The following is a 19,345-nucleotide window of genomic DNA, read 5'->3' as shown; positions in this document are numbered from 1 at the left end:
CGTATGTGAATGCTGAAAAATAAGACAGAAAGGAATTGCTTTGTATGAAAAAAAACTGGTGGAAAGAAAGCGTTGTATATCAGATTTATCCCAAAAGCTTTAATGACAGCAATGGGGACGGAATCGGAGATATCAACGGAATTATAGAAAAACTGGATTACTTGAAAGAGCTTGGCGTTAATGTTTTGTGGATTTCCCCTATGCTGGAGTCTCCTCAGGATGACAATGGCTACGACATTTCCGATTACCGCAGAATTTACAAGGACTACGGAACTATGGACGACTATGAAAAGCTTCTTGAGGAAGCGCACAGGCGTGAAATCAAGGTGCTGATGGATCTGGTGGTAAACCATACCTCTGATGAGCACCAGTGGTTCCTGGAAAGCAAAAAGTCCAAAGACAATCCATACCGGGACTACTACATCTGGAAAAATCCGGTAAACGGAAAAGAGCCTAACAACTGGGGCGGTTGTTTTGGAGGTTCTGCATGGGAATATGATGATGAGACACAGATGTATTATCTTCACCTTTTTTCCAAAAAACAGCCTGACCTGAACTGGGAAAACGAAAAGGTCCGTCAGGAAGTTTATGACATGATGAAATTCTGGTGCGACAAAGGAATCGACGGCTTCCGCATGGACGTGATCAGCATGATTTCCAAGGACCAGTCCTTCCCGGATGGAAAGGTTGGCAGCGGTCTTTATGGAGATTTCGGCCCGTACTGTGTTCATGGACCAAGGGTTCACGAATTCCTTAAGGAAATGAACCGTGAAGTTCTTTCTAAATATGATATCATGACAGTTGGGGAAACATCCGGTGTCACCATAGAAGAGGCACAGAAATATGCAGGAGAAAACAGCGGTGAGCTGAACATGGTTTTCCAGTTCGAGCATGTGGAGGACGCTTCCCAGCATGCGGAGTTTGGCAAATGGACTACAGCCAGATATGATTTCAAGGCGTTCAAAAAGATCATGATCAAGTGGCAGGAGCAGCTTCAGGGAAAAGCATGGAACAGCCTGTTTCTTGGAAACCATGACCAGCCCCGAAGCGTATCCAGATTCGGAAATGACAATCCTGCCTACAGAGAAGCCTCCGCAAAAATGCTGGCAACCTGTCTGCATATGATGCAGGGTACCCCTTATGTATATCAGGGGGAAGAGCTTGGAATGACCAATGTCTATTTCGATAAGCTTGAAGATTACCGCGACATAGAGAGCATTCAGTATTACACAGAGCTGACAGATTCCGGACTTATGAATCCGGATTACATGATGAAATGTCTCATGCTCAGAAGCCGTGACAATGCCAGAACTCCTATGCAGTGGAATGATTCTGAGCAGGCCGGATTTACCAAGGGTCAGCCCTGGATTAAGGTAAATCCTAATTATAAAGAGATCAATGCAAAGAGCCAGCTGGCAGATCCGGATTCCATTTTCCACTATTATCAGAAGCTGATCCGCATTCGTAAGGAAAAGGATATTGTGGTATATGGCGAGTTTGAGCCGCTGTACCGTGAGGATGACCAGATTTTTGCATATATAAGAAGGCTTGGGGAGGAAAGACTTCTTACTGTCTGCAATTTCAGTGAGCATCCGGCAGAAATGGAAATTCCGGAGGAATTTACGAAAGCCAGATGTCTGATCTCGAACCTTGAAAGAAAGAGCTTTGAGGGAAAAATTGTGCTGAAGCCTTATGAGGCATTTGTACTCTATAAATAAAGCAGGCTCTGGAGCGTGTTTGAAAAAGATTTTCTGCAAGATGTGCGTCACACTTTGCGGGAATGGTTTTTAAACACGCTCCATTGTTATATTCATCAATAAATATTTGTTATTGACAGTTTATTTTCTGCATGATATGATAAATTCGATTTTGGAAGACGAAGATACAGAGTAACAGACAGAGTCTTTTCAAAGCAATTGTTTTGGACCACCCGATCAGGGTTAAGGCCATACGGACAGCCGGGTCCACTGCCGATTATGGTAACTTTGGTTACCTTATTGATTGAGTTAAAAGCTCAAATTTTATAAGTAGGTTCCTTTGATAACCGCGATGCGCCAGAAGCGCAGACTTGTGAAACGGTCAATAAGAGTAGTAAAAGTATAATTGCTATATAGACTCTGACACCCATGATCCAGAAGCATTATTTATGAAAACGAAAAGTACATCCTTTTCTTTTTATGTTGTAAATAAAGCAGATAAATACCGATCAAAACGCAGGTTTGTGGTTTAGTGCCCTTGCCTGCGCTTTTTTTATGTAATGAGAATTGTTTTATGGAATAGACTGCAGGATTGCTGATTGAGGGCTTAAGCAAAGGAAACCGGAAATGGAGGAATGATGATAGGAAGTCGTTTTAAACTGAACCAGAATCATGCACCTATACATGAAGCTCTGGAGACCTTTAGACGAATGAGAGTTGTGCCATTTGATGTTCCAGGACATAAGCGTGGAAGAGGTAATCCGGAGCTGACAGAGTTTCTTGGACAAAAATGTGTAGGGGTGGATGTTAACAGTATGAAGCCTCTGGACAACCTTTGTCATCCGGTCTCCGTAATACGGGAAGCAGAAGAGCTGGCAGCAGATGCTTTTGGCGCAGCACATGCATTTCTGATGGTAGGGGGTACAACAAGCTCTGTTCAGACAATGGTATTGACTGCCTGTAAGCGTGGAGATGAAATCATACTGCCGCGTAATGTTCACAGAAGCGTTTTAAATGCCCTTGTTCTGTGCGGCGCAATCCCTGTTTATGTAAATCCGGAAGTGGATCAAAGACTTGGAATATCCCTGGGAATGCGCAGGGAACAGGTTGAGAAGGCCATAAAAGAGCATCCCAAGGCAGTTGCAGTGCTGGTAAATAACCCGACCTATTATGGAATCTGCAGCGATCTTCGTGCCATTGTGAAGATGGCCCATGACGCAGGAATGCTGTGTCTGGCAGATGAAGCACATGGAACCCATTTTTATTTTGGCGGCGGGCTTCCGGTTTCTGCCATGGCAGCAGGTGCAGACATGGCATCTGTATCCATGCATAAGAGCGGAGGAAGTCTTACACAGTCAAGTCTTCTCCTTACAGGCCCGGGGGTACACGCAGGCTATGTGCGCCAGATCATTAACCTGACTCAGACCACCTCAGGAAGCTATCTTCTGATGTCAAGCCTTGATATTTCAAGAAGAAACCTTGCCCAGCGCGGCCGTCAGATCTTTCATCAGGTAGCCGATATGGCAGAATATGCCAGAGAGGAAATTAATGCAATCGGTGGCTATTATGCATTTGGAAAAGAACTGGTAAACGGAAATTCAGTTTTTGATTTTGACATTACCAAATTAAGTGTACATACACTGGACATCGGACTTGCCGGAATTGAGGTTTATGATATTTTGCGGGATGAATACGATATCCAGATAGAATTCGGTGATATCGGAAACATTCTTGCCTATCTTTCCATTGGTGACCGCGCCCAGGAGGTGGAACGGCTTGTAAGTGCACTTGCTGAAATCCGCAGACGTTTTCAGACAGACGGCTCTGGACTTTTAAGCCAGGAGTATATTGACCCACAGGTAATAACCAGCCCCCAGGAGGCTTTTTATGCGGATAAATGCAGCCTGCCTCTTCGGGAAACAGAAGGGAAGGTCTGCAGTGAATTTGTAATGTGCTATCCGCCTGGAATTCCCATTCTTGCACCTGGAGAGCGGATTACAGCAGAGATCCTGGATTATATTGAATATGCAAAAGCAAAGGGCTGCAATATGACAGGACCGGAGGACCCGGATATTTTGAGACTGAATGTTCTGAAAGGGAGGTAAAGGCAATGGAAATGTGGTTTTCAGAATTTCATACACCGGATGTGAAGCATAGCATTCGGGTAAACCGTCAGCTTTATTCGAAACAGAGTGATTATCAGAGAATTGATATTTTTGAGACACCGGAATTTGGCCGTGTGCTGACTTTGGATGGAAATGTAATGCTCACGGAGAGAGACGAATTTATTTATGATGAGATGATCACCCATGTGCCCATGGCAATCCATAAGGAGGCAAAGGATATCCTTGTAATTGGTGCCGGAGACGGCGGTGTTGTCCGTGAACTGACCAGATATGACAGAGTCAGACGCATTGACCTGGTAGAAATGGACCCTATGGTTGTGGAAGCCTGCCGCGCATATCTTCCCGGAAATGCATGCAGACTGGATGACAGAAGAGTACATCTTCATTACGAAAATGCACTGAAATTTATCAGAAGGTGTGAGGGAAAATACGACCTTATTATTGTAGATTCCTCCGATCCCTTTGGACCCTCCGAAGGACTTTTTACCCGTGAATTTTATGGGAACTGCTACAATGCACTAAAGGACGACGGAATTATGGTAAATCAGCAGGGAAGCCCCTTCTATACCGAGGATGCACATGCCATGCAGCGCAGCCATAAGAAAATTGCCAGTACCTTCCAGATCAGCCGTGTTTATCAGGCACATATCCCCACATTTGCTGCAGGCTACTGGTTGTTTGGATTTGCAAGCAAAAAATATCATCCGGTAGATGACCTGGATCCTGAGGCATGGAATGCATTAAATCTTCGCACACGTTACTATACAACAAGGCTTCATAAAGGAGCATTTTATCTTCCTGCATTTCTGGAGGAGATGCTAAAAGAAGTGGAGGAATAACATATGATCCGACCTAACGTAGAAACCTTTATCGGCTGTGAAAGCAGCTTTGAGGAAGCATCTGTAGTTCTTTACGGGGCACCGTTTGATTCCACAACAAGCTTTCGCCCGGGGGCCAGATTTGGCCCGTCAGCCATGCGCCATGAAAGCTTTGGCCTTGAGACCTACAGTCCCTATCAGGATAGAGACCTTATGGATATCAGGGTATTTGACAGCGGAGATCTGGAGCTTTGCTTTGGAAGCAGTGAAATGGCTCTTTTGGATATAGAAAAGAGAGCAAAGGAAATATTAAAAGCAGATAAGCTCCCGCTGCTGCTGGGAGGGGAGCATCTGGTGACCTTAGGGGCGGTACGGGCTGTTTTTGAGAAATACCCGGATCTTCATATTATTCATTTTGACGCACATGCAGATTTAAGAGATGATTATCTGGGGGCAAGGCTAAGCCATGCCTGCGTGCTGCGAAGATGCCACGACCTTTTGGGAGATAACCGCATTCATCAGTTCTGCATCAGAAGCGGTGAGAGGGAAGAATTTCAGTTTGCCAGATTGCATACTGACTTTCATCCATTTACCTTTGATGGTCTGAAGGAGACCGTGAGGGACCTGAAGGAAAAAAAGGCTCCGGTATATTTTACAATTGATCTGGACTGCCTGGATCCATCAGTATTTCCAGGTACAGGAACACCGGAGGCAGGAGGGGTAAGCTTCCTTGAGCTTCTTGATGCGATCCGCACTGTTTCCCAGACAAATATAGTGGGGGCAGACGTTAATGAGCTGGCACCTATGCTGGATGTAAGTGGTGTTTCCACTGCAACAGCATGTAAGGTTCTCAGAGAGCTGCTTCTGGCAATTACAGAATAAATCAATAATATGTAAACAAAAGCTGTTGAAAAACAGTTATATATCAATATGAAAAGGAGAATGATTATGAGCAGAGTACTTGTAATCGGCTGCGGAGGAGTAGCCAGTGTAGCAATTCAGAAATGTTGTCAGGCAGATGAGGTATTTACGGAGCTGTGTATTGCAAGCCGTACAAAGGAAAAATGTGATGCACTTGCAGAAAAATTAAAGGGAAAGACAAAGACTGTTCTTACTACAGCCAAGGTTGATGCAGATGATGTGGAGCAGCTGATCCAACTGATCAATGGTTATAAACCGGATCTGGTTATGAACATTGCACTTCCTTATCAGGATCTGACCATCATGGATGCATGTCTGGCCTGTGGCGTAAATTATATGGACACAGCGAATTATGAGCCGGAGGATACCGATGATCCAAAGTGGCGTGCCATTTATGAAAAACGCTGTAAAGAAGAGGGATTTTCCGCTTACTTTGACTATTCCTGGCAGTGGGCATATCGTAAAAAATTCGAAGATGCAGGGCTTACCGCACTGCTTGGCTGCGGATTTGATCCAGGCGTTACACAGGCATACTGCGCTCATGCATTAAAGCATGAATTTGACCAGATTGATACGATTGACATTCTGGACTGCAACGGCGGAGACCATGGATATGCATTTGCCACAAACTTTAACCCAGAAATCAATCTCCGTGAAGTAAGTGCACCGGGAAGCTACTGGGAAGACGGACACTGGGTGGAAATCCCGCCGATGGCAATTAAGAGAGAATATAACTTTGACCAGGTGGGAGACAAGGACATGTACCTGCTCCATCATGAGGAAATTGAGTCTCTTGCAAAAACAATTCCAGGTGTAAAACGGATTCGTTTCTTTATGACCTTTGGACAGAGCTATCTGGATCACATGCGCTGTCTTGAGGATGTGGGCATGCTTTCCACAACCCCGATCCAGTACAATGGACAGGAAATTGTCCCCATTCAGTTTTTGAAGGCACTGCTTCCGGATCCTGCAAGCCTTGGACCACGTACAAAGGGTAAAACAAACATTGGCTGTATCTTTACCGGCGTAAAGGATGGAAAAGAAAAAACCTATTATATTTATAATGTATGCGATCATCAGGAATGCTATCATGAGGTTGGAAGCCAGGCAATCAGCTATACAACAGGTGTTCCGGCAATGTGCGGCGCACTTATGATGCTGACCGGGAAATGGATCAAACCAGGTGTATATACAGTAGAAGAATTTGATCCGGATCCGTTCCTGGAGGCTCTTGATCAGTATGGTCTGCCACGCAGCGAAAGCCATAATCCGAAGCTGGTAGACTGATGGAAGAGCTGGATAAAAGAGCACCATTTACAGCAGCCGGCGGAAGCATTCCGCCGGAATTTCGGAACATAAAAACACCCTGCTATATTCTGGATGAAAAAGCACTCATAAAAAACGCAAAGCTTCTTGGTAAAGTGGCGAAGGAGACAGGCTGTAAGATGCTTCTGGCACAGAAGGCCTTCAGCAATTATGACTGTTACCGCTTTTTTGAGCCGTATCTTGCAGGCACAGAGGCCAGCGGACTGTTTGAGGCAAGGCTTGGTGCAGAGGAAATGCCCGGAAAAGAGGTACATGTATTTTGTGCCGGCTATCGGGCTGATGAATTTAAGGAGCTGCTTCATTATGCAGATCATATTGTGTTTAATTCTCCCTCTCAGCTTCTTCGTTTTGGCTTGATGGCGAAAAAAGCAGGGAAAAGCGTGGGGCTTCGGATCAATCCAGAATGCTCTACCCAGGAAGGACACGAGATTTATGATCCTTGTGCACCGGGAAGCCGCATGGGCACCACAAGAGCTCAGTGGGACGAAGCAATTTTAAAGAATCCGGAGCTTTTGGATTTACTGGATGGCATTCATTTTCACACTCTCTGCGAACAGGACTCGGATGATCTGGAGAAAACCCTTGCTTCTGTAAAGAAGAAATTTGGCGATCTGGTATCCCGGATGAAGTGGATCAATTTTGGCGGCGGCCATCATATTACAAGACCGGGATATGACATTGAACGACTTAAGCGATGTATTCAGATGGCAAAAGAGGAATGGAATGTAGAGGTTTATCTGGAACCGGGGGAAGCGTGGGCATTAAATGCCGGATTTCTTCTGACCAGTGTGCTGGATGTTTTGAAAAACGGAAAGACACAACTTGCGATTGTAGATGCCAGCGCAGCCTGTCACATGCCGGATGTACTGGAAATGCCCTATCGTCCGCTGCTTCTTGGAGCTGATGAGAGGGAAGAGGGAATTACCGTCCGGTTGGGAGGTCCCACCTGTCTGTCAGGAGATGTGATCGGAGACTATAAATTTGGTCAGCTTCCTAAATATGGAGATCTTCTTATGTTTGGAGATATGGCCATTTATACCACCTGCAAGAACAATACCTTTAACGGAATGCCATTACCTGATATCTGGCTCAGACAAGCCGATAACACTATGGTGCAGCTTACAGATTTTGATTATACAGATTTTAAAGGAAGACTTGGAAGGCGCAGATAGCGCCTTCTTTTTTAATTTGTACTTTAATGATTTGATTTTTTACACATCTTTATACAATCTTAATACGAAATCAGATACTCTTATACCATCTTTAAGGGCAATTATATATAATGGGATGCAACAAAAAAGTAATTGTTCGTAAGGAGTTCTGATTATTTATGCCGAAAAAATCATATAAGAAAAAACATCTGACATCTTTTCAGCTGATAATTCTGGGATTTGCAGGAGTGATCCTTTTGGGAAGCTTTCTTCTGATGCTTCCCTTTTCATCTGTTGATAGAACACTGACTCCGTTTCATGAGGCTCTTTTTACAGCCACTTCGGCGGTATGTGTTACAGGGCTTGTTGTGAAGGATACCGGAAGCTACTGGTCGGTGGCAGGCCAGACGATTATTCTTATGCTCATACAAATAGGCGGACTTGGAGTGGTAACTGTAGCTGCATCCGTTTCCCTTCTCTCCGGTAAAAAAATATCCCTCATGCAAAGAAGCACCATGCAGGATGCAATTTCTGCGCCTAAGGTTGGTGGAATCGTCAGATTGACAAGGTTTATTTTAAAGGGAACATTTTTGATTGAGGCTGCCGGGGCATTGTTTCTGCTGCCGGTTTTTTTACCGGATTACGGGGGAAGGGGAATCTGGCTGTCCGTCTTTCATTCCATCTCCGCTTTTTGCAATGCAGGATTTGATATTCTGGGAACCGCTGCCAATCCCTTTCCTTCCCTGACCGGGTATTCTGCAAATGCCCTTGTAAATGTGGTAATTATGCTTCTGATCGTCATAGGGGGAATCGGTTTTCTCACCTGGGATGATATTTATACGAACAAACTGAATTTTAAACGCTACCGCATGCAAAGCAAGATTATTCTTATGACTACCGCATGCCTGATTTTGTTTCCTGTTGTTTTCTTTTTCACCTGCGATCTGAAAAATTTATCCACAGGAAACCGTTTATTGGCTGCGGCGTTTCAATCGGTAACTACAAGAACTGCCGGATTTAATACCATTGACATTTCAAAGATGAGTGAACCCTCAAAGGCAGTTATGATATTGCTAATGCTGATCGGCGGTTCGCCTGGTTCTACAGCTGGTGGAATGAAAACCACAACATTTACAGTTCTTGTTTTAAATGCAATTGCCACATTCCGAAGCCAGGAAAATGCAGGGGCCTTTGGACGAAGACTGGAAAATCATGTGATAAAAAATGCAGCAACAATCGCCATGCTTTATTTTGCATTGTTTTTTTGCGGCGGGCTTGCAATCAGTATATATGAAGAGCTTCCTCTTTTAGACTGTCTGTATGAGTCTGCTTCAGCAGTTGGAACAGTAGGACTTACATTGGGAGTTACGCCAAAGCTTCATATTTTTTCGCAAATTGTGCTGATTATACTAATGTATCTGGGACGTGTAGGTGGTCTGACCCTGATTTATGCGGTGCTTTCCGGAAAAAACAGGGGGAATGCAAAGCTGCCGCTGGAGAAAATAACAGTTGGATAAGAAGGAGAAAATAAAATTATGAAAAGTGTATTGCTTATTGGACTTGGAAGATTTGGCCGTCATATTGCCATGCAGTTAAGCCAGCTGGGGCATGAAATCATGGCAGTTGACTGGAATGAAGAAAGGGTAGATAAAGTATTGCCATTTGTGACCAATGCACAGATCGGCGACAGTACCAATGCTGAATTTTTGCGCTCCCTTGGAATTGGAAATTACGATATCTGCTTTGTGACCATTGGAGGAAGCTTTCAGAATTCCCTTGAAACCACTTCACTTCTAAAGGAACTGGGAGCAAAACTGGTAATATCCAGAGCTGAACGTGATGTTCAGGAAAAATTCCTTTTGCGAAACGGTGCCGACAAAGTGGTTTATCCGGAAAAGCAGGTCGCAAAATGGGCCTCTATCCGTTACACAGATGATCACATCCTCGACTATATGGAGGTGGATGCTTCCCACGCAATTTTTGAGGTGGAGGTGCCAAAAGAATGGGTTGGAAAAACAGTAGGAGGGCTGGACATCCGAAAACGCTACAACATTAATATTCTGGCAGTGAAAAATGAAGGAGAATTTGGTATTGCAATTTCCCCGGATACGTATTTTGAAGAGCACAATAAATTGCTGGTGTTAGGAGAATACAGGGCACTTCAGAAGTGCTTCCGCATATAGTCATTTGTTATAAAGATGTTGCTATAGAGGTGAAGATAATGGCAGAAGTAATGTTGATAGTTACTGTATTTTGTATGTTTGGACTTGGATTTTATATTGCAAATAAAGCAGATCAGTTTTGGGGCGAAATTCAGGAAAATACGGAAGAAAAGCAGCATTTATCAAAGACATTGTTTTTGAATACTCTTTCGGATGAAGAGCTGTTAAGAAAGATTCATGAGTGTAAAATTGAATATAAGGAAGCTGAAATTATAATTTTTGATGCACAGTCCAGGGATGAAAAAAAGGATTTTGACCATAATACAGTTGCATGATATAATTGCAAAAAAGGCAGAAAAAGGGAGCAGGCCGGATGAGCTTAATAACAGAGAAGAATAACATAAATTCAGAGGAACATATCCTTGTTTGTTTGTCAGCAGCACCCTCCAATAAAAAAATAATAGATACAGCGACCAAAATGGCAGAAGTGCTGCATGCACGTTTCACCGCCCTGTATGTGCAAACTGGTACAAAAGCAGAAGCCATGGATAAAGAAAGGCTGGAAGAGCATATCCGATATGCAGAAAAGCTGGGAGCAGAAATCGTAATGACTCATGGGGAAAACATACCGGTACAGATTGCAGAGTATGCCAGGCTGTCCAATGTTACCAAAATCGTGATTGGACAAAACAATGCCAGACGAAATCACTTTTTCGGCAGGATGACTCTGACAGAAAAGCTGATTGAGCTTGTACCGGACATTGATATCCATATTATCCCGGATGCAGTCAAAACCAAAACCTATCAGAAACGGCCATTTGCATGGTATATGGAAAAACCATCTGCAAGGGATTATTTCCTGACGGCTTTTATATTTGCAGTGTGTACCCTGATTGGTCTTTTGTTTCAGAAGCTGAATTTTACGGATACGAATATTGTAACCATATACATTCTGGGAGTTTTGCTTACCTCCATTGTGACAGATGGCTATCTTTGCAGTGTGGCAGGCTCTTTCTTAAGTGTTTTTTTATTCTGTTTTTTCCTGACAGAACCAAGAATGTCTTTTCAGACCTATGCTGTGGGTTATCCCGTGACCTTTCTCATAACGCTTATTTCATCTGTGCTTACAGGGGCACTTGCAGCAAAGCTGAAAACACATGCAAAGCTTTCCGCACAGCTTGCCTTTCGCACGCAGATTCTCTTTGATACAGATCGCTTGCTGCAAAAGGCAAAAGGAGAAAGAGAAATTCTTGATGTTACCTGTACACAGCTTCTTCGTCTTCTGAACCGTAATATTACAGCATATGTAGTAGAAAATAACGCTTTATCAGAGGGAAAGCTTTTCTCCGGGGCAGGAGAGGACACAGAAGACTTCCTGACAAAAGAAGAGCAGCAGATAGCCAGATGGACCTATGAAAACAGGCAGCGTGCCGGTGCATCCACACATCATTTTCCACAGGCCAAATGCTTATATCTGGCAATTCGAAGCGGGAACAATGTTTACGGTGTAATTGGAATACCGCTGCAAAAAGAAACATTGGATTCTTTTGAATACAGCATCCTGCTGTCTGTGATAAATGAATGTGCACTTGCAATGGAAAACGCACAAAATGCCATGGAAAAAGAGAAAAATGCAGTGATAGCCAAAAATGAACAGCTGCGGGCAGATCTTCTTCGGGCAATTTCCCATGATCTTCGAACTCCCCTTTGCTCCATTTCAGGCAATGCAGATATGCTTCTTAGCAACAGCGAACGCCTGGACGAAGCTACAAAGCACCAGATTTATACGGACATCTATGATGATTCTGAATGGCTGATCGGAGTTGTGGAGAATCTGCTTTCCATTACCAGGCTAAATGATGGGAGACTGAAATTTAAATTTTCAGATCAGCTTTTAGATGAGGTGATTGCAGAATCCCTGCGGCATATCAGCAGGAAACATGATGACTATAGAATTGTATCCGATTGCGAAGAGCTTGTTCTTGCACGTATGGATGTCCGCCTGATCATTCAGGTTCTGGTAAATCTAATTGACAATGCCATAAAATATACGCCGCCGGGTACAGTCATCTGCATTCAGGGAACAAAAACAGATGGAAAAGCGCAGATCAGCGTAAAAGACAATGGCCCCGGAATCCCAGACGAAATGAAGCCGCATATTTTCCAGATGTTTTATACCGGGAAAACAACAGTTGCGGACAGTCACCGAAGTCTGGGACTTGGCCTGGCACTTTGCCACTCTATTATAGAAGCCCATGACGGAACTCTGATACTGACTGACCATGATCCTCATGGATGTAATTTTACTTTTACTTTACCCTTAAGTGAGGTGACTTTAAATGAATAAAGCATTAATTCTGGTGGTTGAGGATGACAGACCTATAAGAAACCTGATCATTACTACATTAAAGACACATGATTATAAATATCTGGCAGCAGAAAACGGCTCATCGGCCATTCTGGAAGCGTCCTCCCATCATCCGGATATTGTTCTTCTGGATCTTGGACTTCCTGATATGGAAGGCGTAGAGGTGATAAAAAAAATCCGTACCTGGTCCAACATGCCGATTATTGTGATCAGTGCCAGAAGTGAGGATACAGATAAAATTGAAGCTCTGGATGCAGGTGCGGACGATTATATTACGAAACCATTTTCCGTAGAGGAATTACTTGCGCGTATTCGCGTTACACAAAGGAGACTTGCAATCACGCAGACAGGTGAACAGCAGGAAACCTCTGTTTTTACAAATGGTGAATTGAAGATAGATTACAGCGCCGGCTGTGCATATCTGAAGGACGAAGAATTACATCTGACACCCATCGAATATAAGCTGCTCTGTCTTTTATCCCGTAATGTAGGAAAAGTACTGACGCACACTTATATTACCCAGCAGATCTGGGGACGGTGCTCCGAAAATGACATTGCCTCCCTTCGCGTTTTTATGGCAACACTGCGAAAAAAACTGGAACGGGAAAAAAATGGGATGCAATATATCCAGACGCATATTGGAATTGGGTATCGTATGATTAATAAAAGCCATTTCGCCGGATGATATTCTGTGATATGATTCCCCTTAAGCAGACAAGGTAAATAACCAAAATCTGCTTAAGGGGATTTTTTTTCTGAAATCAGGGATATTTTTGGTTTTTATCCGTCTAATCTATGTAAATAAAAAAGCTGGCCGGCATGAAAGGTGGTAACGAATTGACAAAAGAAGAACTTGGACAGTTGATTCTTTCTTCAGAACGACAACTATATGCAACTGCAAAAACAATCCTTGCGGATGATCAGGATTGTGCCGATGCAATACAGGAATCAATTGTAAAAGCATTTACAAAAATTCATACATTAAAAAAGGATCGTTACGCAAAAACATGGCTGATACGAATACTGATCAACGAATGCTATAACATTGCGAGGCAAAACAAAATGAGTGAGCAGTTAGATGAGTCCTATGTTGAAAATCTGACCTGGCACGAGGAACATTATGACTACAGCGAGCTTTATAAAGCAGTCAATACCCTTAAGGAAGAACTGAGAGTACCGGTTATTTTGTACTACATGGAAGAATTCAGTGTAAAAGAGGTTGCACAGATTCTTGACATATCAGAAGGCGCGGTACAAAAGAGACTTGCAAGAGCCAGGGAAAAACTAAAAAAAGTCGTTCAATTAGAGGAGATATTTGCATGAGATTAGACGGATTAAAAAATGATTTGCCGGAAACACCGGATTTTATTCACAATATGATACAGGAAGAGGTTGCAAGACAGACAAAAATAACGAATATGGTTCCAATGAAAAAGAGACACAAATATAAATGGAAAATGGGACATGCTGCAGCTGTTGCGTTAATTTGTATAATGGGAACATCTGCGGCAGCCTATGCAGGAACCAAGCTGTATTACATGTATTTGGAGCATAGGGGGGAATATAGTGTTGCCACAGGAATTAATGTGGACGAAGGCGCAAAGAAGACAAAGCTTCCCAAAGAAATAAAAGATATAGAAATTTCAGCCGGATATATTCCTGAGGGAATGGAATGGATGGATGACTACAAGCTAAGTTATTCGGACACACCATACCTGGGCGGTATTTCCATATCCTCTGTGCTTATAGATCAGGATGATCTGGGCAAGACATGGATCGATAAAGGGGTTATTGAAAGCGAAGAACTGACCTTTGGTGAACATGAGGGCGTATATGTGAAGCTGTTGGACCTGAAACAGGACAAATCCTTTGATAAACGGATATATCTGTTTTATCCGGAAGAATATCGGGTATTCACTATTTACTTTGGCGATGATGTTACAAAGGAAGATGCCATTAAATTTGCTGAAAATATGACCATCACAGAGAAAGAAGACCTAATTGAAACAAAGGGACTGCAAACCTGGAGTGATATGGTAGATCCTGTGGCAGATACAGGCGAAATCAGAAACAAAGTTGCGGAGGATCAGATCACCATAAATGGCATTGGGGATACCATGGCGTTAGAAGCAATGTATGAGGATACAGAAGGAAATACGGATATTTCCGATGGGATTTCGGTTTGTGCAGACAGCATTCAGGTTTTGGATAACCTTAGCGTACTTGAGGGAGCAGACATTCCGGAAGAATGGAAAACGGCTGTTACAGGTGATGGCAAGCTCAAACAGAACCATTTATCTTATGTTAAATCCGGTGACGGAGAAAATACATTGGACAAAGTTGTAGACGAAGCAGCTGTAAATCAGAAGCTGGTTTATGCACAGGTTACCTATACCAACAATACAGATGCTGAAATGAGAAATATTTTATATCATGGCAGCCTGGTGACAATCAAACATGAAAACGGTTCGTACAGGATTTATCTCCCATCTGAAGAGCCTGGTGATGGCTACGATTATTACATGGAAGATGGCGTGGCAAAAACAGGCTCCATGACATATTGCAGTGCGGTGGAAGATTATGGAAACGGCGGCAATTATATTGGAGCATTGGCTCCGGGAGAATCTGTTCAGGTGGTGATGGCATGGATCGTGGATGAAACGGACCTGGATAACCTGTATCTGAATCTGAATTCAGATGGCGGCTTTGTTGAATTTACAGATTCAATGCTAAAGGGAGGACTGGTTTCCTTCTAAATCATAAAGCTGGTGCCGGATTTTATAATAGTCCGGCATCGGCTTTTTGACCTTTTGCCCCTGGTATCTTCTATATGGAGTCGCGGGCTATCAGTATTACATCCAGAAGAGCCTCTTTCCCTGTATATGCAGCTGGATTTTCAATTGCTTTTAAAAGCTCTGAAACAGCCAGCTCAGCTTTTTTCTCCATGTCCTGGTGAATGGTAGTAAGCCTTGGAACTGTAAGACGGGCATATGTAATATCGTCAAATCCCGCAATTCCAATATCTGCAGGAATGCAAACACCTCTGGTGGCAAGATAACTGATAGCCTCTATTGCATAAAAATCAGACAGAAAAAAGACCGCAGTTTTTTGAGGAAAAGGAATCCGTCGTATTAATTGCTGATAGAAGCTTTCTCTGGTGAGAGTGGTTTCTCCGATATTGATAAAACGGATTTTTTTGCTGCTGTTTTTTTCTGTAAGCCTGGCAAACATTTCTCTTGCCCCGTTCCAGCGTGTCTGATCAATACCATAATCACTGGTTGCACAGACAAAGATATCGTGATAGCCACATCCCAGAATATATTCGATCATACGGGAACCGCCGGTGAAATCATCCAAACCAATGTTAGTTACAAAAGGGCTGCCCTGAGAGCTTCCATAGGCATCAATAGAAATAACTGGCTTGTGAATCAGAGACCAGATCTTATTGCAGTCATTTCGAGAAAAGGATAAGGCAACAACACCATCAATATTCCATGCCATTACAGTGTGGAAAACTTTATTTACATCATCTGTGGAATACAGCATGATATAATATCCCTGCATTTGCAGCTTTTCTTCAATAAATCCGATGATTTTCCCATAAAATGGATCAGATATTATAGAATTTTCATATTTTCTATGTGCATGTATGACCAGAGCAATCATTCTGGAGCTGGTGTTATTTAATACGTTCAGTCCTAATTTTTGCACATATCCCATTTCCTGAATCAATTTTTCAATTAATTCTATTGTAGCAGGAGAAACCTTCTTTGTCTTTCCATGAATTACATTTGATACTGTAGTAGTACTTACTCCGGCACGATTTGCAATATCTTTGATTGTTGTCATATAAATACTTCCTATAATTGATTTATCAAATTATAGCAAAGCTTTTGGCGCTTGTCAAAAGTACACAAAAACAAAAATATTCTATTATACATTAAGTAGGTTATATACATAACCTATTGACGAATGACAAACATGATGATATGTTTATTTTACATAAGTTATGTACATAACTTAGTGAAAATTATGGATAGCCTGCGATTTCAGATAAATTACTGTTAAGACCCCATAAAGTAAGAGTCTGCAGAATTTGTTCTGAAGCCAGATGAAAGGAAGAATGAGATGATCAGAAAATACCGATATGGCACGCCATTTGATACAGAGGCCTTGATTAAGAATGTTGACAGCGCGAATGGAGAATTTCCCTACGGAAAAATCAGTCTGGACAATGGCTTTGATTTTACATATATAATGGATGAGGATGATATCGTCTATGGGCTTGGAGAAGCGAACCGTGGAATCAACAAAAGAGGATATTGTTATATCAGCAATTGTACAGATGAGCCCAATCATACGGAAGACAAGCGCTCTTTGTATGGCGCGCATAACTTTATTATTATAAGCGGTAAAACTACATTTGGTCTGTTTTTCGATTATCCATCAGCAATTACCTTTGACATCGGATACACCAGAATGGATACCTTAAAGGTTTCCTGTGGAGCGGCTGACCTGGATGTATATGTGCTTGAAGGGGAGTCTGCCTATGACATTGTGAAGCAGTTTCGTCATGTAATCGGACGCAGCTACATTCCTCCGAAATTTGCTTTTGGTTTCGGCCAGAGCAGATGGGGCTACACGACAATGGAAGATTTTCGCAAGGTGGCAGCAGGATACCGTGAGAATCATATCCCATTAGACATGATCTATATGGATATTGATTATATGGATGCTTATAAGGATTTCACCGTAAATCCGGAAAATTTCCCTGATTTTCCTGCATTTGTAAAAGAAATGAAAGAACAGGATCTTTATCTGATCCCTATCATTGATGCTGGTGTGAAGGTTGAAAAGGGCTATGATGTTTACGAGGAAGGGGTAGAAAACCGTTACTTCTGCCAGAGAGAGGACGGAAGTGACTTCGTTGCAGCCGTATGGCCTGGGGATACCCATTTTCCAGATGTTCTGAATCAGGATGCCAGAAGGTGGTTCGGTGATAAATACCGTATTCTTATTGACCAGGGCATCGAAGGCTTCTGGAACGACATGAACGAGCCGGCTATTTTTTATTCCTCTGAGGGACTGGAAGAGGCAAAAAAGCTTGCCGGAGAATTTGCACAGGATCAGGATGGCAGGATTCATGTCTGGGAAATGCAGGGCAAACTAAACGGGATTGCCAATAATTCAGAGGATTACTGTAGATTTTATCACAATGTAAATGGTGAAAAGATCCGTCATGATAAGGTACACAATCTCTTCGGCTACAACATGACAAGAGCAGCCGGCGAAGCCTTCCGGCGCATTGACCCGCAAAAGCGTTTCCTGATGTTTTCCAGATCCTCCTATATTGGAATGCACCGCTACGGTGGAATCTGGATGGGAGATAACAAGTCCTGGTGGTCACATATTCTTCTGAATCTGAAAATGCTTCCATCTTTGAATATGTGCGGCTTTTTGTATACAGGTGCTGATCTTGGAGGATTTGGTGCAGATACAACCAGAGATCTGGTGCTTCGCCATATGGCACTTGGCGTGTTTACGCCTCTTATGCGGAACCATGCAGCTCTTGGAACAAGAGAGCAGGAATGCTACCAGTTTGAGGATATTGAGGATTTTCGCAATGTAGTAAATGTCAGATACCGTCTGGTACCGTATCTGTACAGTGAGTACATGAAGGCTGCTTTAAATGATGATATGTATTTTAAACCTCTTGGCTTCGTTTACCCGGATGACAAGATGGCGGTCCGGATAGAGGATCAGCTGATTCTTGGAAACGAGATTATGATCGCTCCTGTTTACCAGCAGAATGCAAGAGGACGCTACGTATATCTGCCTGAGGAAATGAAGTTTGTAAAATTCCTTGCCGATGGAACTATTTCGGAAGAGGTTCTGCAAAAAGGTGTTCATTATGTAGACATTGCATTAAATGAGGTTCCTCTCTTTATCCGCAATCACAAATGTATCCCTGTTGCTGAAGCTGCCCAGTGCGTAAAGGACATTGACACAGCAAAGCTGCAGCTTCTTGGCTATGATGGCAGCAGCTATCTTCTGTACGAGGATGATGGAATCCATAAGGAATATGAAAACCCGGAGAATTACAGGAAATTAACAAAATAAGCAGGTGCTTAGTGAAGCAGTTGTTACCAGGACGTGAGTTCGCAATGTATATTCATCGCAGGTCGTCGCAACACTTCGCCGAGCTAACTGCCAACTACGACTAAACATCTCAGGAGAGCCTTCGATGTTAAGTCTTCGTAGACAGTGGATCTCGTCTCCGTTAAGAGCGCTCCTGAAATGACCTGCTCACGAATATACATTGTGAACTCACTGGTTTCATCTACTGCAGATGCAATCTGCTGGCAACAAGCTTGAAAAAAGCATATGTCCGCTATTATGGCGAACTGCTCTAGAGCGTGTTTGAAAAATCATTCCCACAATCTGCACGCCCCACTTTGCGGTATATTTTGCCCGAATTCAGTTGCCGTAGCCCGCTACGGCGCCCTCATCCGGACAAAATCTCCCACAAATTGTGACGCACATCTTGCAGAAAGCCTTTTTCAAACACGCTCTAGGAGGTGGAAAGAATGAATTGGAAAGAATTATGGATGACACTTTTTGGAACCTGTGAATGGCTCGGACTCAATATGGGATTCTGGGTATCTATGGCTGCTGTGTTGCTGATTGTGATTATCATGAATGCCATATTCTGGGGAATGAAAACAAACCGCTGCAAATAGCTGCAGCGGTTTGTTTGAAGAAATCTGTCAGTCTAT

Annotated in this window: 18 protein-coding genes and 1 pseudogene; 16 read left to right on the top strand and 3 right to left on the bottom strand. The window is 43.0% G+C overall.

Annotation, left to right across the window (positions count from 1 at the left end; genetic code table 11):
- Positions 1 to 44: 44 nt before the first annotated feature.
- Positions 45 to 1,718: a glycoside hydrolase family 13 protein gene (locus OCV70_RS03715; RefSeq protein WP_173766786.1), complete on the top strand. Its 1,674-nt coding sequence runs from the start codon at positions 45 to 47 to the stop codon at positions 1,716 to 1,718.
- Here OCV70_RS03715 and OCV70_RS20060 read toward each other — a convergent pair.
- Positions 1,621 to 1,824 carry a DUF6783 domain-containing protein gene (locus OCV70_RS20060; protein ID WP_416795300.1) on the bottom strand — a complete coding sequence of 68 codons (204 nt, stop codon included), beginning with the start codon at positions 1,822 to 1,824 and terminating at the stop codon, positions 1,621 to 1,623. The genes OCV70_RS03715 and OCV70_RS20060 overlap by 98 nt on opposite strands.
- Before the next feature lie 508 nt (positions 1,825 to 2,332).
- Between OCV70_RS20060 and OCV70_RS03710 the strand changes: the two genes are divergently transcribed.
- The 12 genes from OCV70_RS03710 to OCV70_RS03655 all read left to right on the top strand — a co-directional run bounded on the left by OCV70_RS03710 (position 2,333) and on the right by OCV70_RS03655 (position 15,325).
- The gene (locus OCV70_RS03710; RefSeq protein WP_117852368.1) at positions 2,333 to 3,802 is read left to right on the top strand and encodes an aminotransferase class I/II-fold pyridoxal phosphate-dependent enzyme; all 1,470 of its coding nucleotides are present in this window, start codon (positions 2,333 to 2,335) and stop codon (positions 3,800 to 3,802) included.
- Between the two features lie 5 nt (positions 3,803 to 3,807).
- Positions 3,808 to 4,662 carry a polyamine aminopropyltransferase gene (speE, locus tag OCV70_RS03705; protein ID WP_021926739.1) on the top strand — a complete coding sequence of 285 codons (855 nt, stop codon included), beginning with the start codon at positions 3,808 to 3,810 and terminating at the stop codon, positions 4,660 to 4,662.
- Positions 4,663 to 4,665: 3 nt separating this feature from the next.
- The gene (gene speB, locus OCV70_RS03700; RefSeq protein ID WP_173766784.1) at positions 4,666 to 5,523 is read left to right on the top strand and encodes an agmatinase; all 858 of its coding nucleotides are present in this window, start codon (positions 4,666 to 4,668) and stop codon (positions 5,521 to 5,523) included.
- A gap of 66 nt (positions 5,524 to 5,589) precedes the next feature.
- Positions 5,590 to 6,849 carry a saccharopine dehydrogenase family protein gene (locus tag OCV70_RS03695; RefSeq protein WP_021926741.1) on the top strand — a complete coding sequence of 420 codons (1,260 nt, stop codon included), beginning with the start codon at positions 5,590 to 5,592 and terminating at the stop codon, positions 6,847 to 6,849.
- Positions 6,849 to 8,060, top strand: a complete 1,212-nt coding sequence (locus tag OCV70_RS03690) for a carboxynorspermidine decarboxylase (protein WP_173766782.1) — start codon at positions 6,849 to 6,851, stop codon at positions 8,058 to 8,060. The genes OCV70_RS03695 and OCV70_RS03690 overlap by 1 nt, the downstream gene beginning before the upstream one ends.
- A gap of 158 nt (positions 8,061 to 8,218) precedes the next feature.
- Positions 8,219 to 9,556, top strand: a complete 1,338-nt coding sequence (locus OCV70_RS03685; RefSeq protein WP_262579239.1) for a TrkH family potassium uptake protein — start codon at positions 8,219 to 8,221, stop codon at positions 9,554 to 9,556.
- 18 nt (positions 9,557 to 9,574) lie between these two features.
- Positions 9,575 to 10,222 (top strand): potassium channel family protein, encoded by a 648-nt coding sequence (locus OCV70_RS03680; RefSeq protein WP_262579238.1) that lies wholly within the window; start codon positions 9,575 to 9,577, stop codon positions 10,220 to 10,222.
- A 38-nt stretch (positions 10,223 to 10,260) separates the two neighbouring features.
- On the top strand, positions 10,261 to 10,536 hold the full coding sequence (locus OCV70_RS03675; protein ID WP_262579237.1) for a hypothetical protein: 276 nt from the start codon (positions 10,261 to 10,263) through the stop codon (positions 10,534 to 10,536).
- A gap of 38 nt (positions 10,537 to 10,574) precedes the next feature.
- Entirely contained in the window at positions 10,575 to 12,548 is a 1,974-nt protein-coding gene (locus tag OCV70_RS03670; protein ID WP_262579236.1) for an ATP-binding protein, read from the top strand.
- Positions 12,541 to 13,254, top strand: a complete 714-nt coding sequence (locus tag OCV70_RS03665; protein WP_262579234.1) for a response regulator — start codon at positions 12,541 to 12,543, stop codon at positions 13,252 to 13,254. Before OCV70_RS03670 ends, OCV70_RS03665 begins: the two co-directional genes overlap by 8 nt.
- A 152-nt stretch (positions 13,255 to 13,406) precedes the next feature.
- Complete coding sequence (locus tag OCV70_RS03660) at positions 13,407 to 13,892, top strand: RNA polymerase sigma factor (RefSeq protein WP_262579233.1); 486 nt, start codon at positions 13,407 to 13,409, stop codon at positions 13,890 to 13,892.
- The gene (locus OCV70_RS03655) at positions 13,889 to 15,325 is read left to right on the top strand and encodes a DUF4367 domain-containing protein (RefSeq protein WP_262579232.1); all 1,437 of its coding nucleotides are present in this window, start codon (positions 13,889 to 13,891) and stop codon (positions 15,323 to 15,325) included. The genes OCV70_RS03660 and OCV70_RS03655 overlap by 4 nt, the downstream gene beginning before the upstream one ends.
- A 70-nt stretch (positions 15,326 to 15,395) precedes the next feature.
- Here OCV70_RS03655 and OCV70_RS03650 read toward each other — a convergent pair whose 3' ends face one another.
- Positions 15,396 to 16,418, bottom strand: a complete 1,023-nt coding sequence (locus tag OCV70_RS03650) for a LacI family DNA-binding transcriptional regulator (RefSeq protein WP_117852386.1) — start codon at positions 16,416 to 16,418, stop codon at positions 15,396 to 15,398.
- 279 nt (positions 16,419 to 16,697) lie between these two features.
- Between OCV70_RS03650 and OCV70_RS03645 the strand changes: the two genes are divergently transcribed.
- Positions 16,698 to 18,689 carry a glycoside hydrolase family 31 protein gene (locus OCV70_RS03645; protein ID WP_262579231.1) on the top strand — a complete coding sequence of 664 codons (1,992 nt, stop codon included), beginning with the start codon at positions 16,698 to 16,700 and terminating at the stop codon, positions 18,687 to 18,689.
- A 216-nt stretch (positions 18,690 to 18,905) separates the two neighbouring features.
- Here OCV70_RS03645 and OCV70_RS19595 read toward each other — a convergent pair whose 3' ends face one another.
- Positions 18,906 to 19,007, bottom strand: a complete 102-nt coding sequence (locus OCV70_RS19595; RefSeq protein WP_334292260.1) for a hypothetical protein — start codon at positions 19,005 to 19,007, stop codon at positions 18,906 to 18,908.
- Between OCV70_RS19595 and OCV70_RS19590 the strand changes: the two are divergent.
- Together OCV70_RS19590 and OCV70_RS03640 are read left to right on the top strand one after the other, a co-directional pair.
- Positions 18,966 to 19,091: pseudogene (locus OCV70_RS19590) on the top strand (DUF6783 domain-containing protein); the annotation flags it as partial. The gene OCV70_RS19595 and the pseudogene OCV70_RS19590 overlap by 42 nt on opposite strands.
- Positions 19,092 to 19,156: 65 nt before the next feature.
- Complete coding sequence (locus OCV70_RS03640; protein ID WP_021924475.1) at positions 19,157 to 19,309, top strand: hypothetical protein; 153 nt, start codon at positions 19,157 to 19,159, stop codon at positions 19,307 to 19,309.
- The last annotated feature ends 36 nt before the right edge of the window (positions 19,310 to 19,345 follow it).

This window comes from Blautia acetigignens, from assembly GCF_025566865.1.
GTDB lineage: Bacteria > Bacillota > Clostridia > Lachnospirales > Lachnospiraceae > Blautia_A > Blautia_A acetigignens.
Note: the sequence above shows the minus strand (reverse complement) of the source record. Positions and strands in the feature narration are given on the sequence as shown.

Excerpts from the sequence above, each read along its gene's own strand:
- OCV70_RS03715 (WP_173766786.1), top strand. The coding sequence starts at position 45 with ATGAAAAAAAACTGGTGGAAAGAAAGCGTTGTATATCAGATTTATCCC.
- OCV70_RS03710 (WP_117852368.1), top strand. The coding sequence starts at position 2,333 with ATGATGATAGGAAGTCGTTTTAAACTGAACCAGAATCATGCACCTATA.
- speE (WP_021926739.1), top strand. The coding sequence starts at position 3,808 with ATGGAAATGTGGTTTTCAGAATTTCATACACCGGATGTGAAGCATAGC.
- speB (WP_173766784.1), top strand. The coding sequence starts at position 4,666 with ATGATCCGACCTAACGTAGAAACCTTTATCGGCTGTGAAAGCAGCTTT.
- OCV70_RS03695 (WP_021926741.1), top strand. The coding sequence starts at position 5,590 with ATGAGCAGAGTACTTGTAATCGGCTGCGGAGGAGTAGCCAGTGTAGCA.
- OCV70_RS03690 (WP_173766782.1), top strand. The coding sequence starts at position 6,849 with ATGGAAGAGCTGGATAAAAGAGCACCATTTACAGCAGCCGGCGGAAGC.
- OCV70_RS03685 (WP_262579239.1), top strand. The coding sequence starts at position 8,219 with ATGCCGAAAAAATCATATAAGAAAAAACATCTGACATCTTTTCAGCTG.
- OCV70_RS03680 (WP_262579238.1), top strand. The coding sequence starts at position 9,575 with ATGAAAAGTGTATTGCTTATTGGACTTGGAAGATTTGGCCGTCATATT.
- OCV70_RS03675 (WP_262579237.1), top strand. The coding sequence starts at position 10,261 with ATGGCAGAAGTAATGTTGATAGTTACTGTATTTTGTATGTTTGGACTT.
- OCV70_RS03670 (WP_262579236.1), top strand. The coding sequence starts at position 10,575 with ATGAGCTTAATAACAGAGAAGAATAACATAAATTCAGAGGAACATATC.
- OCV70_RS03665 (WP_262579234.1), top strand. The coding sequence starts at position 12,541 with ATGAATAAAGCATTAATTCTGGTGGTTGAGGATGACAGACCTATAAGA.
- OCV70_RS03655 (WP_262579232.1), top strand. The coding sequence starts at position 13,889 with ATGAGATTAGACGGATTAAAAAATGATTTGCCGGAAACACCGGATTTT.
- OCV70_RS03650 (WP_117852386.1), bottom strand. The coding sequence starts at position 16,418 with ATGACAACAATCAAAGATATTGCAAATCGTGCCGGAGTAAGTACTACT.
- OCV70_RS03645 (WP_262579231.1), top strand. The coding sequence starts at position 16,698 with ATGATCAGAAAATACCGATATGGCACGCCATTTGATACAGAGGCCTTG.
- OCV70_RS03640 (WP_021924475.1), top strand. The coding sequence starts at position 19,157 with ATGAATTGGAAAGAATTATGGATGACACTTTTTGGAACCTGTGAATGG.